We start from the raw sequence: 17133 nt of genomic DNA on the forward strand, positions 1-17133 counted from the left end.
GACGGGCTGGGCGACAAGCCTGGACAAGGGTGCAGCGAATGAGAGTGGCCAGACGCTGACCTTTACGGTGACGAACGACAACAACGGGTTATTCAGCAGCCAGCCGGCGATTGATGCGAGTGGAAACTTAAGCTACACCCCAGCGGCGGATGCCAATGGATTAGCGAATGTCGATGTGGTGCTAAGTGACGATGGAGGCACGGCGAATGGTGGAGATGACACGTATGCAACGCAGACCTTCACAATCACGGTTACGGCTGTGAACGATGCACCGAGCTTCACGAAGGGAGCGGATGAGAGTATCAATGAAGATGCAGGTGCCCAGAGTGTGACCGGCTGGGCTACAGGATTAAGTCCGGGTCCTGCGGATGAGAGCGGCCAGAACCTGAGCTTCAATGTGAGCAACGACAACAATGGATTATTCTCGGTACAGCCGAGTATCAATGGGAGTGGAGATTTAAGCTACACACCGGCAGCAGATGCATTTGGAAGTGCCACAGTTACGGTAAGCATCAGCGACGATGGTGGCACTGCGAATGGTGGGATAGACACGAGTGCTGATCAAACCTTCACGATCACGGTGAATGCAGTCAATGACGAGCCAAGCTTCACGAAGGGAGCGAATGAAAGCATACTGGAAGACGCTGGCGCACAGAGCGTGACGGGCTGGGCGACAAGCCTGGACAAGGGTGCAGCGAATGAGAGTGGCCAGACGCTGACCTTTACGGTGACGAACGACAACAACGGGTTATTCAGCAGCCAGCCGGCGATCGATGCAAGTGGGAACTTAAGTTACACGCCAGCAGCGGATGCCAATGGATTAGCAAATGTCGATGTGGTGCTAAGTGACGATGGAGGCACGGCGAATGGTGGAGATGACACGTATGCAACGCAGACCTTCACAATCACGGTCACGGCTGTCAACGACGCACCAAGCTTCACAAAGGGAGCCGATGAGAGCGTTAACGAAGATGCCGGTGCACAGAATGTGACCGGCTGGGCGACAGGGATGAGTCCGGGCCCTGCAGATGAGAGCGGCCAGAACCTAAGCTTCAATGTTAGCAACGACAACAATGCCTTGTTCTCGGTACAGCCGACTATTAACTCAAGTGGAGATTTAAGCTACACGCCTGCAGCCGATGCATTTGGTGCAGCTACGGTAACGGTCAGCATCAGCGACGATGGCGGCACGGCGAACGGGGGTGTGGATACGAGTGCAGACCAAACGTTCACGATCACGGTGAATGCGGTGAATGACGAGCCAAGCTTCACGAAGGGATCGAATGAAAGCGTACTGGAAGATGCGGGCGCACAGAGCGTGACGGGCTGGGCGACCAGTATTGACAAAGGCGCAGCGAACGAGAGTGGCCAGACATTGACCTTTACGGTGACAAACGACAACAACGGGCTTTTCAGCAGCCAGCCTGCGATTGATGTGAGCGGGAATTTAAGCTACACGCCAGCGGCGGATGCCAATGGGGTAGCGAATGTAGATGTGGTGTTAAGTGACGATGGCGGCACGGCGAATGGTGGAGATGACACGTATGCAACGCAGACCTTTACGATCACGGTCACGGCTGTCAACGACGCACCAAGCTTCACAAAGGGAGCCGATGAGAGCGTTAACGAGGATGCCGGTGCACAGAGTGTGACCGGCTGGGCGACAGGGATGAGTCCGGGCCCTGCAGATGAGAGCGGCCAGAACCTAAGCTTCAATGTTAGCAACGACAACAATGGATTATTCTCGGTACAGCCGAGTATCAATGGGAGTGGAGATTTAAGCTACACACCGGCAGCAGATGCTAACGGCAGTGCGACGGTGACGGTGAGCATCAGCGACGATGGTGGCACTGCGAATGGTGGGATAGACACGAGTGCTGATCAAACCTTCACGATCACGGTGAATGCGGTTGATGGTACGCCAGTTATTGTTAGTCAATTATCCATACCTTCTATCGGCGAAGATTCACCATTAAGTATTTCTCTAGCCAGCCTGGATGTTACTGATCCGGATGATACATTCCCCGTTGATCATTCTTTAATTATTGAAAGCGGGACTAATTATTCATCGAGTGGAGTTGATGTCGTCCCATCAACAGATTTCTATGGATCACTGACGGTCAACATAAGGGTGAGTGATGGAGTAAACCAGTCGGATGTTTTTGAATATACAGCTGATGTCACACCTGTGAATGATAAACCGGTACTTGTTTCTGATGCGATAAATATTTCTCTGGGAAGTACTGCGAATGGAAATCTTCTCGATAATGATTCAGATGTAGAGGGCGATGCGTTGACTTTAACAGACATCAATCCTTTAATCAATGGTTTGACTTTTGAACCTGATGGCAGCTATGTCTACGATGGAGCCAATGCTGTAGGTACGTTCACACTTGATTATGTGGTTTGTGATAATGGGGATCCATCAGAATGTTCCCAATCTACCCTGACTATCACTGTTGAAGATGGTGATCAGGATCTTGATGGAATTCCTGATTCTTTCGAGTTTCAGTTCGATGATGTCGATCAGGATGGTACTCCGGAATATCTGGATGTGGATTCTGATAATGACAATATTCCTGACTCAGAGGAAGCAGGAGCAAACCCAAATAATCCCATTGATACTGACGGAGATGGTATTCCGGATTTTGTAGATTTAGATAGTGATAATGACGGAAAACTCGATATTGATGAAGGAGTCGCTGATTGTGATAGAGACGGTATTCTGAACTATATTGACAGTGATGATGTCTGCAACATGAAAATTGCAGATGCATTCTCACCCAATGGGGATGGAAAAAATGATGAGTGGGTCATAGAAGGAATTGAAAACTACCCGGAGAATAAAGTCACCATCTTTAATCGATGGGGAGTGAAAATATTTGAAATGGAAGGTTATGATAATAATAGTAAGGTGTGGAGAGGGGAGAACAATGCTAGTATGGGCTCTTCTACGGATGCTCCTTATTCAACCTACTATTTTATTATAGATTTAAAAGATGGCTCTAAGCCCATAGCTGGAAACATCTTAATCAGTAGGTAATGGCTCGACTCATATTTATTGTTTTAACCTTCCTTACAGTTGGGCATTCTATGGGTCAGCAGCAATACGTTATTTCACAATACATGTTCAATGGATTGGTATTAAATCCTGCGTATGCGGGCACGCATGAATCTTGGAGCTTTACATTGATGACCAGAAGTCAATGGCGAGGAATACCGGGGGCTCCATCCACTCAGACATTTACGGTACATGGCGGGATCACCCGGAACGACGAATCTTCTGCAGGTTTAATCATATCCAGTGATGGGTTTGGAGCTATATCATTTAATAATTTGTATGGAGTGTATGCGTATCGGATGAATTTTGATCGTGGAAGACATCACTTATCAATGGGTTTACAGGGAGGTGTCTCATTATTTAATGTTGACCTCTCTAGAGATGACTTGATTGACCCGGATGATCCAGTACTGAATAATGATTTTAGCTCTACTATGGCCAATTTCGGTACTGGGATATTCTATAATGGCCCTAAACTATACGCAGGAATATCTGTTCCTTTTTTACTAAATAACCGATTGAATCAAAATGAAAGGGATTTAAGCCGGCAGGTGCGTCATTATTATTTTACCGGAGGAGGAATTTTTCAGTTGAGTCATGATGTGAAATATAAACCCAGTTTCCTATTTAGGTATGCCGGAGGGGTGGCTGATATTGATATTACTACCAGTTTTCTATTCCGAGATATCATATGGCTAGGAGCAACGTATCGGATCAAAAATTCAATAGATTTTATACTGGAGATTCAATTTACTGATAATCTTAGGTTTGGATATTCATATGGTTTAGTAACTTCTGAACTGGGGCAAGCAACAACTGGTTCTCATGAAATTGTATTGAACTACAGAATAAAGAAAAAGCATCCTCGAGTTAATCATCCAAGGAGGTTTAGATGAAGCACGTACAGTATGTTTTGTTAATGATCGCTTTATGTAATGGGGTTCATGGCCAGTCTATTAAGATATTGAATAGCCTTGATCCCATAGAGGAGAGAGGTGATCGATCCTTCAAAAATGGAAAATATCAAGAGGCCGCCGGGTTCTATGAGCGTGTATTTAAAAAGGACACATCCAAATATGAAGTTGCTATAAAGATAGCAGAGAGCTATTATCAAATTGATTATTTCGGTGATGCAGAAAAGTGGTACAGGATAGGACTTTCACAGGATCCGCAACCAGGTTCTCAAACGATCCTAGATTTTTCGCAAGTGCTGATGGCAAACCAAAAGTATGCTGAAGCGGAAAAATGGCTGCTGAAATATCAGTCCATGGAAGGTTCAGATATGATTGCAGAGAAAAAAATTTCCTCGATAAAAAATATTCATGAGCACTTTGAAGATTCTGCTTCGGTTGAAATCGAACCTCTCAGTATAAATACAAAATATGCAGAGTTTAGTCCTTATTATTATGGTTTCGGCATTGTTTATTTATCCGATCATCATAGCAATGATGTAACAAATGTGATGGGGTGGAACGAAGAGGAATACACTTCGCTGTTTTACACCGAGGAACTGGAAAATGGCCGAATGCGACAACCTGTTGCATTCCATAGTGGTCTTGATTCAGACTACCATGAAGGCCCGCTTGTCTTTTATGGTGGTAACAAGATCATTTTTACTCGTGCTGGAGTGCCTGCTAAGAACAGCGATGAAAGCCACCTTGAACTTTATTATGCGGAGTATGATCGGAAGAAAGACCGGTGGGTGAATATGCAGGCTTTACCATTTAATGATCCTACCTATTCTGTAGGCCAACCAGCCATCTCCAAAGATGGAAACACACTGATATTCACTTCAAATATGCCTGGTGGTTATGGCGGTGCTGACTTATATATTTCTGAAAAAATTAATGGTCAGTGGACAGATCCGGTGAACATGGGAGGATTCATTAATTCCAAAGGAGATGATATGTTTCCTTTTATGATTAGTGAAAATGAATTAATATTTTCATCAAATGGCCATGGAGGATTAGGTGAACTCGACCTATTCCGAGCACCTATCAGTGCACGCTCACATGATGAAATCGAAAACCTGGGTTACCCATTTAACTCTTCCTATGCAGATTTTGGCTTTATTTCGGATTCACTGGGTCGATCTGGATATTTTACTTCCAATCGGATCAATGGAGGCTTAGATGATGACCTGTTTCGTTTTCATGTGAAATGGTCTCGCATTAGGTGCACTGTGAAAGAAGACCTATCCGCTGCACCATTGGAGAACGTTAAAGTGGTCCTTCGTGCAAATGGAGCTATCAAGGATACCCGATATACAGATGGATCTGGAGGCGTTGAGTTTTTGGCATTACCCGGAGAGAAGATTTTGATAGAAGCAAGTAAAGAAGGATATTTAAATGGGGTAGATACAATTGGGTCCGGCGAACTGTTTGCGGGAATGGCGCTGACCACAATCTTAACATTGAAAAATGAAGAGGAAAAGGTAGCTAAAAGACCAGATCCAGATAAAGAATTGGAGGCGCTTTACAACCGAAGAAAGGCAATGGTGCAGGTAAATGGACGTGTATATGAATATAGAGAAGTAGGGAATAGTCGATTCATTGTTAATGCTGATGAAAAAATCTTCTTGTCCAGTACGCCTCCTGATCAGGATCAGTCTATTGAAGAACGAGCAAAATTGGCTGTTGAGGAGAAAGGATTGAATATGGAAGAAATGTATTCACTTAAGAATATATATTTTGATCTGGATTCCAATGAGTTGACAGAAGCAGGTAAAGCGGAACTGGATAAAGTTGTCAAGATTATGACCGTAGATCCACACATCGCATTTTCTATCAACTCTTACACAGACAGCAGAGGTAGTATGAAGTATAATGATGAGCTTGCGTTCAGGCGATCCCAAAAAATAGCCAGATACCTTATCGCAAATGACATTGCTGGTAGTAGATTGATTCTTGATAGTTATGGGGAGCAAGGACTACTCAATGACTGCAATGATGAGAACGAGTGTGAAGAAAGATTTCATGCAGTAAATCGAAGATCTGAACTGGAATTAGTGATGAGAAAACTATATTCAAATGATGAACAAGCGAATTAATATCATCCTGACATGCTGTGTCTTATGGTCCGTTGCTCACAGTCAGGAAGTTCCTTGTGAAGCTGCAAAGAATAAATTTTTACAATTTAATGGAGCATGCATAAGTAAAATCGCTTCGAATAACTGCGTGAATCTGGATATCACAGATTCTTATGATTTTGAAGGTAAAGAATTTGAATTCATATGGGACATGGGAGACGGCACCACGCTCAGAGGGCTGAACATAAATCATTGTTATGAAAACCCCGGGCTCTATATCGCCACGTTAAGTCTTGAAGATCCAATTACAAAAGCAGTGATTCAAGAAGAAACCACTATCGATATTATCATCAAAGGTTCATTTGAATTAAGTTTGGAGTCTTGGGCAAACGTAAGAACGAACATTGAGGAGACCACCTCTTTTGCATTGGACTACCCTGACTCAGCCTATCAGGTAAGCTACACCTACTGGGATTTTGGTGATGGCAATTTCTCATGCGAGAAAAAGCCAAACCATACGTATAATCGAACCGGAGTATATTATCGGTCATTGCTTGTTGGATTGAAATCTGATATTGATAATGTAATCCTTTGTGCGGCTGATAGCGTCAGAGTGAAACTTGCCGATCCTACTGCTGGAATGCTGACAGATGCGCTGGATCAATTGACCATTGACTCACGTTTTCTTGAAGACAAGTCGAGCTATTTTCTTCTGAAGAAAACATCTGGTGGTTATAACGAAGTTGAAGCATTAGAGGATTTGATCGGGGGAGGTAATTATCGAATTGTCGCTTTTCGAGGTAATCGAATATTCGATTCCGGAGATATTGTAGTGCCTGCGGATAGTGATCAAAAAAGTATTCAGCAGTCCATAAGCGATGTAACCAGGCAACTGTCTGAGCAAGAGGCCTTAAGTTTAGCTCCTCTTTTTTTTGAATTGGATCAGAATGAGCTATCCAGGAAAATGAAGAAAACGCTGGATGATCATATTGAGCTTCTAGAAGGGCTTCCCATGATGAATGTTGAATTGGGCGTTTATACCACTTCAGGTGGATCATTTGAAAGAGGGGTGGCACTATCTCTCAGGAGGGCCCAATTGATCAGACAGTACATGGTGGATGAAGGAATTTCTAACGACCGAATCATGGTGAGCAACCCTAATTCTGCCAGATCTTTGATTAATTCATGTCTGACAGGGTCTGATTGTGAGTATGTAGATGAATCCCTTAATCGGAGGGCAGACTTCAAACTAAAAATGAGGAGGTGAATATGAAGACAGCACATGTACTTTTGATGGTAAGTTTTCTGACTTTTTCTCACATTTCTCACGGTCAGCGTATACCAAACGAAATTGAGAATATTGATTATCTGGTGACTTTTGGCGGAAATGCACCAGCCTCCTGGGGCGATGATGATCACATCCAGATATTTTTCTTTCTGGTACCCAATGAGTTTACAGACCCTATCTACCTGAGAGTATTTGATCCCGATGTAGGGGGTACAATCGATGAAATAAAAGGTGATTGGAATTCAGCACACAGAATTTCAATATTTGGTGGAAAAGGAGCACATTCTCATAAAGATGCCAGGAAAGTTGATCCTGTTGGAGAATTTAAAAGTGGAAACCTGCTGGCTTCCAAAGTATTTAGAGACAATCCTGAGTTTGATGGAAAATGGTATACATTCGGACCATTCAACCCGATTGAAGGTGAAGAAGATCCTGAAATACCCAATGGTAGAATTTTCAAGGTGATCATGGAAGGGTTGCAAGGTGATGATGGCAACCTCTACCAATATTTCCTCAGCGCGGATCCAGATGTAAATGAGGAAGTAGAGGGCTCAAATGCTTTTACGTATGAATATTCATTTAGACTACCAGTAGCCAGCGGTGAGATCAGCCACATTTATCCGTTCATTGATAAAAATGTGGTATCTATTACACAGCACAATTTTGACTTTGATTATGATGGTGAATTGGTGATTTACTCTGTGTCTAAAAACAGGCATAAAATCAAAAAATCTGCTGATTTAAAGTGGGCCAGTTCCATGCATGAGATCACGCCTGAAGAGCAAAATACAACCATTGAAATTCAAATAATCAAACAAGGAAAGCCCAACAACAATATGGTGTTTTATCTAAGAAACCAGTACGAGGAAGTGGTTCGGTTTTACAGTATACCCATCGGTGGTCCTCCAAGGTACAAGTACCAGGTAAATTTGAAATACTACCAGAAAGATGAGAATTAGATCAACATTTATAGCTCTGCTTTCATGTTTTTTGGTTGAAGCCACCGTTCAGAAATATGAAATAAGGCACTTCCACCCCGAAAATGGATTGGACGGCACCTATGTATACACCACAATTCAGGGTCCATTGGGCTATAAATGGGTGGGTACGGATTATGGTTTGACTCGCTTCGATGGGCACAGTTTTGAGTTGATGGATCCCAATGACTCCACAAAAAAGAATTTTTCAACCACAGCATTCAACAACTCAGGTCAATTGTTCTTTGGCTACTACAATGGAAAGATCAAGGCATTTAATGGGGTGCAACTCGAAACGGTGTTTGACCCTAAAGATGACCAGAGTCCTGTTACCGCAATTTTGAGAAGTAATGATCGATTGCTGGCCGTCACCCAAAATAAGGGGTTCCTTATCCTGAAGAAGGATACCGTATTGTCTGTAATGCCGAACGAATTAAAGTTTAAGAAAACAAACTTTGCTCAGCTTTTTAATGATCTCATTTTAGTAGGCACAAATGAGGGATTATTGGCTTTTAAACCCGAAGGGGATCAGTTAGTGTATGCTGGAAGTATTGAGGACCTGGACTACATGGCGATACAAACCCTTGAAAGAAACAAAGCGAAATCGAATGCCTTTTGGGTTGGTACGGATTTTGGTTTGTATCACCTGGATTTGTTCCATGAAGACGGACTAATATCAGGTGAAGTCTTTAAAGCTGATTTTTTACAAAAGGAATCGATCAGCGCCATAAAAGAGACAGGAAATTTGGATCTGTGGATAGGTACAAAATACAATGGCTTAGTCAAAGTTGACTTTAACAGAGACAATACCAAGTCGATCCAGTTTACCCATTTAGATAAGAAGCACGACTTTCCAGGCAACCTCATCAACACCATCAATATGGATGAAGATGAAAGTATTTGGGTGGGGACTATTGGAGATGGATTGATTCAGGTTGCGAGAAAAGGACTCCTATATTACAGCTTTGAAGGTTTTAGAGTTCGGTCAGTCAATGGAATCAGCGGAAATTCCAGGCATGAGTTTTTTTTCGGAACAGATAAGGGCTTGATCAGGGGGTTCTATTCAGGAGAATTAGATAGTCTCAATTTTGAGATGATCCCACACTACAGCAGCGAAGGAAACAACATCACTGCTGTTTATGTAGATAAAAACGACAGAATTTATTATTGTGCGGAAGACCTGGGCATCTTCACTGCCGACCCCAGTTGGAAAAACATTAAAAAGATTGATTTTGATTATGGCGGAGGCAAGCTTTTAGCCCGTCAAATTACAAAGGATCCAAAAGGGAACTTGTGGCTATCCTTGACGCAGAAAGGAGTTTTTGTCATTGATTCTCTGGGAAATTTGACGAAAAATTACTCAACAAGCACTCCAGTGGATGAAAGAGATAGTGCCAGGTTCTATCACAATGAAATTTATCATATACATTTTGATAAAGAAGGAAATACCTGGTTTGCTTCACACGGTGCGGGTTTAGCTGTGATGAGACCAGATGGACAGATCATGTACTTAACTAAAGATGGGAGGTTTCCCTCGCACGATATCAATGATATCTCCGAAGATGAATATGGAAATATATGGATCGGAACACACGGTGATGGAGTATATGAGTACAATGGTGAAGAATTTATTCGATTCTCGACTCAAGAAGGGCTTCTGAATAACTTCTGCTCTTCTGTCATAAGTGACAAAAGCAATCATGTTTGGGCTACTCACAGAACAGGGCTAAGTCGTATTGATGAGTTTACGGAGGCGGTATCAACTATTCAGAAGAAAGATGGATTAGTTGTAGCTGAATTTATTCATAACTCAATTTACACGGATCAGGATCATAACATATGGATCGGCAATAGGAGTGGGGTAACTTTTTTAAGTACGCCGGATGAAGTGTTTGAATCTAAGATCGCCAAACCAATTATAACCGATATTCAGGTGGATTATCAGTCGATAGACCTCTATCGCTATTCGTCGGATTCGGTAAGTGGAGGCAGGGTACCCAACTATATTGAACTTCCCTACAACTACAATAACCTCACTATTAAATTTGTTGCAATTAATCTAAGAAAACCGGAAGCCAATTTATATCAGTATCAGCTTGTTGGGTTAGAAGAACAGTGGTCTCCCACGACAAGCAGTACACAAAATACGTTTAGTAATTTAAGTCCCGGCGAATACACGTTTCAGGTTAGACAGTCAGACAATCCCAATCATTGGGGTGACAACATTAGCAGCATCACTTTTGAAATAACACCACCATGGTGGAACACCTGGTGGGCAATTACCTTATTTGCACTCGCAGGTGGTGGATTGATTTATGGATACATCAGAATTCGAACAGACCGATTAAATAAGAGATTGAAAGAAAAACAGCGACTTATTTCGATTGCAGAAAGCCAAAATAAGCGCCTGAAAGAATTTTCTTTTATCACTTCACACAATACCCGGTCTTCTGCATCCAATATCATGGGCCTGATCAGTGCCATAGAAACGGACCCCACGAATAAAGAGTTTATTCACATGCTGAAGAAATCTTCAGACCGACTGAATGGTACTATTCGGAATATCAATGAGCTTCTGAATTTTGAAAACGACCGTGAAAATTTAAGTAAGGAACCATGTAATGTGTTAGAATCTGTAGATCGGGTACTCGCTACTCAAAAGGAATTGATCAATAGGAAACAGGTTGAAGTCCATCTGGATATACCAGAGGATCTGTATGTTAAGGCCGTTCCGACCTACCTTGAGAGTGCACTTACCAGCTTGATTGTAAACGCTTTACAATATGGCGTAACAGAGGATGCAAAACAAGTCTCAATTGAGGCTAGAGATGAAAGAAAAGAAGTAATAATTTCTATCAAAGATAATGGTCTGGGTATCGATCTGGATAAGTTTTCAGATAAGTTATTTGTTCTGGGTTCGAGATTTCATACAAATATTGAGCAAGGGGATGGTATAGGTATGTTTCTATCTAAAAACCAGATAGAAGGGATGGGTGGCAAGATTGGAATAGAGAGCACGCCCGAAAAAGGAACTAGAATAACCATCTACCTATTGAAAACTGAAATTTCGGTTAGCTAAACTCTATAATTTTCTTAAAGTCTGTTTTATATATTTTGGTTGTCACCATCCATTGTATTGGTTTGGTTATTATATTGGCTTTTATGGGTGAAAGATTGAGCCAAGGGTGATACAGCGTTTTTATTTTCAACTGGCGTTTATATTTCTGGTTTTTCAACATGCTAACTCTCAGGAGATAATCACCTTTGACGGTAGCCATGTAGGAAGGATCAATGATTATGTGGTGGTCTATCATACCCCAGATACCCTCAATGGATCACAAGCCTGGACGGGCATTCAATCTGGTGATCTCAAGAGGATAAACAAGAAAGTAAATCCGGGCATTACCTCTTCAGCTTTTTGGGTTGTAGCTAAAGTCACAAACGCCACTGGGAAATATGCGTTGTATTTAGAGATAGACTATGCACAGCTGGACTATCTACATCTATACCAAATCACACATGATTCGGCGATTTCTCTTTTTGAAACTGGGGATAGGTTTCCATTTGAACAACGACCAGTTCAGTACCGCAATTTCGTTTTTCCACTTGCGTTGGAGGCTGGCGACTCTGCAACTTACCTTCTAAATATTGACAAACGGCTTTCTGCAGCACGTTTTCCCATGTACCTCTACTCTGATTCCTCTTTCTGGAGTATGTACAATCGTGAGACGATCTTTTATGGATTTTGCTTCGGATTTCTTGCACTTGTTACACTCATTTCCCTACTAGTAGGGATCAGACTTAGAATGTACATTTTTCTTTGGTATGCCGGTTATGTGCTGACATTTGGATTGAGGTGCTTCGCTAAGCTGGGATACGGCTTTCAATACATAACCGCCAATTTTCCAGAATTCAACACGCACTTTTTTCCCCTGACCACCCAGCTTTCCATGGTGTTCCTCATCATGTATATCCAAAGGTATTTTGATACTAAACAAACCATGCCACGCTTCCACAAACTGATGGATTTTTGGTTATGGCTATTCTTGGTGAGCACCATTGTTTGGGCGTTTTTACCCAGCTTTATTGTTGCAGCTGGCCCTATTCTAATCTCCATGCGATACGTGGTGATCATTACAATAATTGCTTTTGCATATAGTAGTGGAATAAATTACCTGAAGATTGATACTTTTCGAGCGCGAATCTTTTTGATTGGATACTCGCTCTTTTTCCTGGGAGTTCTTAGTCAGATCCTGATGGAGTATGGAGCTATCGGTTCTTCGCTTGTGCCTGGAGACCCACTGTTCGCAGGCTTCTTTTTCGAAGTTGGTGTACTATCATATGCAATGGTGGTTTTGCTGGTGGAGGTTGTGAAAGAGAAGAATCAGCTTTTTGATACCAATCAAAAACTTCGACAGGTAGTGGCTGAGTTGGAAAAAAATGAAAAAACGGAAGAGGAAAAGTCGTATGTTATTTTGAAGAGTAAGGCAGTGGTAGATCCGCATCGTATTCGATACATTCAGTCGGATGATCATTACCTGGAGTTTCATTTAAATGATAAGAAACGCCCAGAGGTAGACCGAAATAAATTAAGTGCTATCCTGGAAATACTACCCCCGCAGTTTGTGCAGATTCATCGTTCTACTATCGTGAATCTGGAGTATGTTAAAACCATATATGGTAGCTATTTGCTACTCAAGAATGGCGAAGAGCTGAAACTTTCACGAACCTATAAACCTCAGCTGGAGGAACGGCTAGCGAATTAAACCTGCATTTCACGACAGGCTTTGTGCTACTCACGACAAAAACTTGGTAATACCGAATTAAGGATACTTAATTAGGGGTATCATCACAAATTGATAGGAGTTATGAAAGTCACCAAAAATACAATCGAAGATCATTTAACCAACAGAGAAATTCAATTGATACGCTGGTTAAGAAAAGGCTATACGCGTAGCGAGATTGCAGATAAAATGGCAATGAGCGTTCACACCTACGACGGTTACCGAAAAAATATCCGAGTTAAACTTCAAATCCGAAATCAGGCAGACTGGGCACAGGTGCTGATGCAAGTGGCATAATACTATAGATTGGTAATAATTAATTCTCGTCCTGAGAAATACATTCTTGTTTTGAGAAAATGTTTTCTGTAGAATTAAGGTTTTATTATTGTAAAATGCTATAAACCAGTTAGTTAATATCAGACTCTTGCTTTAGGAACGATATTCTCTTTTTAACTAGTTGAACAAACAACTAATTGAAAATGGATTTTGGAATTACTAAAGCAATAAATATTCTAACAGATAAACTTCAGGGATGGCTTGAGTCACTGACCGCCATGCTGCCAAACTTTGTAGTTGCAGTGCTTGTGCTGGTGACGTTTTATTTTATGGCCAGGGCTGCAAAGCTTATCGCCACAAAAATCTTAAAACGATTTTATGATAAACCTGCTATTCGAAATCTGTTCAGCACCATTACTTATATAGCTGTATTAACAATTGGGTTGATGGTTGCCTTAAACGTACTTCACCTAAAACAGACCGTTTCTTCACTTTTAGCAGGTGCCGGGATCATAGGTTTGGCTCTGGGTTTTGCATTTCAGGATATCTCTGCAAACTTCATCTCAGGTGTACTTATCGCTATTCGAAAACCAATTCAAGTTGGTGATATCATTGAGGTAAATGATTACATGGGAACAGTGGAAGAAATTAATCTGAGGGTGACGATCATCCGTACCTTTCAGGGTTTACATGTCATCATACCAAATAAGGAAATTTTCCAGAATCCGTTAACCAATTACACCAAAACCAAAGAACGAAGAATTGATCTGGAAGTGGGTGTTTCTTATGGAGATGATCTGGAAAAAGCAAAGCAGCTTGCAATAGCTGCCGTTAAGGACAAACCATGGATCAAAAAGGATAAAGAGGTTAAGCTGTTTTATACCGGATTTGGTGACAGCTCAATCAATTTTGTGTTGCATCTATGGATTGAATATCCGGATCAGCCAGGGTTTTTGGAAGCCAGAAGTCAGGCTATTATGGCGGTAAAAAAGGCTTTTGATGATAATGATATCACCATCCCTTTCCCAATCAGAACATTAGATTTTGGTATAAAAGGTGGAGAGGCACTTTCAGACATGAAAATGCATATTGGAGCCAAAAATGGCAAGCAATTGCAAACTCAAGATGCCTGATGTGTGTTACATATAAGAACCAAAATAAAAAGAGAATATGGAAGAAGCTAAAATACTAGACGAAGCAGATATTGATCATAAGAATAAATATGAGGAAAGCATCAAAGCTTTTGCTGATAAGTTGGAGGAGAAAATCAACTTTTTGAAAGGCAAAGCGAACGATGTGGAAGAATCCGCAAAAGATACCTATCACAACCGTATTGAGTTGCTGAAGGAAAAACGAGAAGCCCTCACTAAAGAATACGAGAAGATCAGGAACACAGGAGAGAGTAAGTGGAATGAGATCAAAGAGGAGGCCTCTGAGAAAGTAAAAGAAATCCGTGAGGAAACGGAGACTGCTTATACCGGAATACGGGATGGATTTGCATACCTCTTTGGTAAGTTCAAAAATTAAAATCTATAAAATTTTAGGAGCCGACATTTTAGTCGGCTTTTTTTATGCATTTCAAAATGTTCTATTGAGAGGTTGATTTCATAAAATTCCTTTTTATATACTTGCCTTTTTTAGAAAAATCAAACCCTAGAATAAGATGAAGAAAGTAGTACTGTTGGTATGTTTAGTAGCAGGTATGGGACTGGCGAAAGCCCAGGAAGAGGTTTCATTCACTGATGAAGAACTAACGAAATATGCCACTGTGATGGTGTGGGCAGAAATGGAGAAAGAACGAATGACCGAGACCTACAACGACTGGATCAACAATGATGAAACATTGGAAGCAGCTCGATTCGTGAAGATCAAGTCAGCAAAAGGTGACTCTGTCAAGCTGCAGGAAATTGAAGTAACGGATGAGGAGTTAGTTGCCTTCGAGCGGATCCAGGTAAACTATGATTCGATGACAACTTCCTTCAAAGATGTTTACGTAGGTAAAATCAAAGAAGACATTGGAGCTGGTCTTTACAACAGACTAAGAAAAGCCATGAAAGGTGACGCTGACCTAAAAGCCAGATATCAGGCTGTTTACGACGGATTGAAGGAAGAGCAATCTGCAGCAAAGGAAGCTGACGAAACTGAAGAATAAGTTAGCAACTCTGCAAAGACTATGAAGCCTTGCCATTCGGTGAGGCTTTTTTAGTTAGTTATTCTAATGCCATCTTTTTCAAGTGCTACAAGTCTCTTCTTGTATAATATTCCTACAGATCGCTTAAAGTTCTTCTTACTCATCTGAAGTAGAGACTGTATTTCCTCAGGATCACTTTTGTCGTGTATTGGGAGGTAGCCTTCATTTTTCTTTAGCTCATCTAATATCTGTTGCGCACCTACCTCCAGGTTTTCAAGGCCCTCTTTGCGAAGACTGATGTCCAGTTTGCCATCCGTTCGAATGGTTTTCACATAGCCTTTGATGCGATCACCTTCCAGCACATCATGAAAGAGGTCGTTTTCAAAAATTAGCCCTTTGTGTTTATTGTTAACCACCACGTTCACTCCCAGGTCTGTAGTGTTGGCAACCAACAGGTCAACTTCTTCACCTACTTCAACAGTGATGTCCTCATCAAAATATTTAGCCACCTTAGCAGTGGCAGCTATTCGATCTGTCTTGCCATCCAGATATAGATACACCAGACACCACTGACCCTGCTTAAGTTTGTTTTTTTGCTCACGAAAAGGGACGAGTAAATCCTTATCTATTCCCCAATCCAAAAACGCTCCCACATTGCTGGTGTCAGTTACTTTCAGGTAGGCAAATTGGTTGACTTGAGCATAGGGTTTTTGCGTGGTACAAATGATACGGTCTTCAGAGTCACGATAGACGAATACGTTGAGTTTGTCCCCCTTTTTTGTGCCATTTGGAATATATCTGGTAGGTAAAAGAACATCCGTAGTTCCATCGGTCAGATATGCTCCCGGATCTGTTAATCGATCCACCATGAGTGTTTGATATTCGCCTACATACATATCTGCAAAGGTAAGCGAACTTGTCTCTGTAGAACTTAAATTTTCATTTCGGGTACATCTCCTTCTACAACCAATCTTCCAGCTGTAGCGTTTTTGATTTCATCTACGGAAACGCCGGGTGCACGCTCAATGAGTTTAAACCCTTCCGGAGTTACATCAAGAACGGCCATATTCGTAACAATTTTTCTCACACACTTTACTCCTGTTATGGGAAGGGTACATTCTTTCAAAAGTTTGGATTCACCTGCCCGGTTGGTGTGCATCATTGCTACGATGATGTTTTCTGCAGAAGCTACCAGATCCATTGCCCCACCCATACCTTTCACCATCTTACCTGGAATCTTCCAATTTGCAATGTCTCCGTTATCAGCTACTTCCATAGCACCAAGTACTGTAAGCTGAACGTGCTGTCCACGAATCATAGCAAATGATGTGGCAGAATCGAAGATGGAGGCACCTGGCAATGTTGTTACTGTTTGTTTGCCGGCGTTGATCAAATCTGCGTCTACCTGCTCTTCGGTAGGGAATCCCCCCATGCCAAGCAAACCGTTTTCCGATTGGAATTCCACACTGATTCCCTCGGGAATGTAATTGGCCACCAAGGTAGGAATACCTATTCCCAGGTTTACATACCAGCCGTCTCTTAGTTCTTGTGCGATTCTCTTTGCAATTCCGTCCTTATCAAGCATAAT

13 protein-coding genes are annotated in these 17133 nt (G+C 41.9%); 11 read left to right on the top strand and 2 right to left on the bottom strand.

What is annotated here, in order from left to right:
* The 11 genes from ACXAH9_RS16545 to ACXAH9_RS16595 form a co-directional block, all read left to right on the top strand.
* A partial coding sequence (locus ACXAH9_RS16545; protein WP_474895960.1) for an Ig-like domain-containing protein occupies positions 1-3043 on the top strand: 3043 nt, incomplete at its 5' end.
* Positions 3043-3957 (top strand): PorP/SprF family type IX secretion system membrane protein, encoded by a 915-nt coding sequence (locus ACXAH9_RS16550; RefSeq protein ID WP_474895961.1) that lies wholly within the window; start codon positions 3043-3045, stop codon positions 3955-3957. The genes ACXAH9_RS16545 and ACXAH9_RS16550, both read left to right, overlap by 1 nt.
* Positions 3954-6110 carry an OmpA family protein gene (locus ACXAH9_RS16555; protein WP_474895962.1) on the top strand — a complete coding sequence of 719 codons (2157 nt, stop codon included), beginning with the start codon at positions 3954-3956 and terminating at the stop codon, positions 6108-6110. Before ACXAH9_RS16550 ends, ACXAH9_RS16555 begins: the two co-directional genes overlap by 4 nt.
* Entirely contained in the window at positions 6091-7356 is a 1266-nt protein-coding gene (locus ACXAH9_RS16560; RefSeq protein WP_474895963.1) for a PKD domain-containing protein, read from the top strand. The genes ACXAH9_RS16555 and ACXAH9_RS16560 overlap by 20 nt, the downstream gene beginning before the upstream one ends.
* A 2-nt stretch (positions 7357-7358) precedes the next feature.
* A complete protein-coding gene (locus ACXAH9_RS16565; protein WP_474895964.1) occupies positions 7359-8336 on the top strand; it encodes a hypothetical protein in 978 nt (325 codons plus the stop codon).
* Positions 8326-11433, top strand: a complete 3108-nt coding sequence (locus tag ACXAH9_RS16570; RefSeq protein WP_474895965.1) for a ligand-binding sensor domain-containing protein — start codon at positions 8326-8328, stop codon at positions 11431-11433. Before ACXAH9_RS16565 ends, ACXAH9_RS16570 begins: the two co-directional genes overlap by 11 nt.
* Positions 11434-11539: 106 nt before the next feature.
* On the top strand, positions 11540-13120 hold the full coding sequence (locus ACXAH9_RS16575) for a 7TM diverse intracellular signaling domain-containing protein (protein ID WP_474895966.1): 1581 nt from the start codon (positions 11540-11542) through the stop codon (positions 13118-13120).
* Between the two features lie 102 nt (positions 13121-13222).
* Positions 13223-13435, top strand: coding sequence for a response regulator transcription factor (locus tag ACXAH9_RS16580; RefSeq protein ID WP_474895967.1), 213 nt, complete (start codon positions 13223-13225; stop codon positions 13433-13435).
* A gap of 182 nt (positions 13436-13617) precedes the next feature.
* Positions 13618-14547 (top strand): mechanosensitive ion channel family protein, encoded by a 930-nt coding sequence (locus ACXAH9_RS16585; protein ID WP_474895968.1) that lies wholly within the window; start codon positions 13618-13620, stop codon positions 14545-14547.
* A 37-nt stretch (positions 14548-14584) separates the two neighbouring features.
* On the top strand, positions 14585-14941 hold the full coding sequence (locus tag ACXAH9_RS16590; protein ID WP_474895969.1) for a sll1863 family stress response protein: 357 nt from the start codon (positions 14585-14587) through the stop codon (positions 14939-14941).
* 136 nt (positions 14942-15077) lie between these two features.
* Positions 15078-15566 (top strand): hypothetical protein, encoded by a 489-nt coding sequence (locus ACXAH9_RS16595; protein WP_474895970.1) that lies wholly within the window; start codon positions 15078-15080, stop codon positions 15564-15566.
* A 50-nt stretch (positions 15567-15616) separates the two neighbouring features.
* On the opposite strand, the gene ACXAH9_RS16600 is transcribed toward ACXAH9_RS16595, so the two are convergent.
* Entirely contained in the window at positions 15617-16441 is an 825-nt protein-coding gene (locus ACXAH9_RS16600) for a CvfB family protein (RefSeq protein ID WP_474895971.1), read from the bottom strand.
* Between the two features lie 35 nt (positions 16442-16476).
* Positions 16477-17133 carry a 3-oxoacid CoA-transferase subunit B gene (locus tag ACXAH9_RS16605; protein ID WP_350205081.1) on the bottom strand — a complete coding sequence of 219 codons (657 nt, stop codon included), beginning with the start codon at positions 17131-17133 and terminating at the stop codon, positions 16477-16479.

The sequence above is a fragment of the Ekhidna sp. ABH4_415 genome (genome assembly GCF_056161305.1).

Excerpts from the sequence above, each read along its gene's own strand:
- ACXAH9_RS16595 (WP_474895970.1), top strand. The coding sequence starts at position 15,078 with ATGAAGAAAGTAGTACTGTTGGTATGTTTAGTAGCAGGTATGGGACTG.
- ACXAH9_RS16565 (WP_474895964.1), top strand. The coding sequence starts at position 7,359 with ATGAAGACAGCACATGTACTTTTGATGGTAAGTTTTCTGACTTTTTCT.
- ACXAH9_RS16585 (WP_474895968.1), top strand. The coding sequence starts at position 13,618 with ATGGATTTTGGAATTACTAAAGCAATAAATATTCTAACAGATAAACTT.
- ACXAH9_RS16570 (WP_474895965.1), top strand. The coding sequence starts at position 8,326 with ATGAGAATTAGATCAACATTTATAGCTCTGCTTTCATGTTTTTTGGTT.
- ACXAH9_RS16555 (WP_474895962.1), top strand. The coding sequence starts at position 3,954 with ATGAAGCACGTACAGTATGTTTTGTTAATGATCGCTTTATGTAATGGG.
- ACXAH9_RS16600 (WP_474895971.1), bottom strand. The coding sequence starts at position 16,441 with ATGTATGTAGGCGAATATCAAACACTCATGGTGGATCGATTAACAGAT.
- ACXAH9_RS16590 (WP_474895969.1), top strand. The coding sequence starts at position 14,585 with ATGGAAGAAGCTAAAATACTAGACGAAGCAGATATTGATCATAAGAAT.
- ACXAH9_RS16580 (WP_474895967.1), top strand. The coding sequence starts at position 13,223 with ATGAAAGTCACCAAAAATACAATCGAAGATCATTTAACCAACAGAGAA.
- ACXAH9_RS16550 (WP_474895961.1), top strand. The coding sequence starts at position 3,043 with ATGGCTCGACTCATATTTATTGTTTTAACCTTCCTTACAGTTGGGCAT.
- ACXAH9_RS16560 (WP_474895963.1), top strand. The coding sequence starts at position 6,091 with ATGATGAACAAGCGAATTAATATCATCCTGACATGCTGTGTCTTATGG.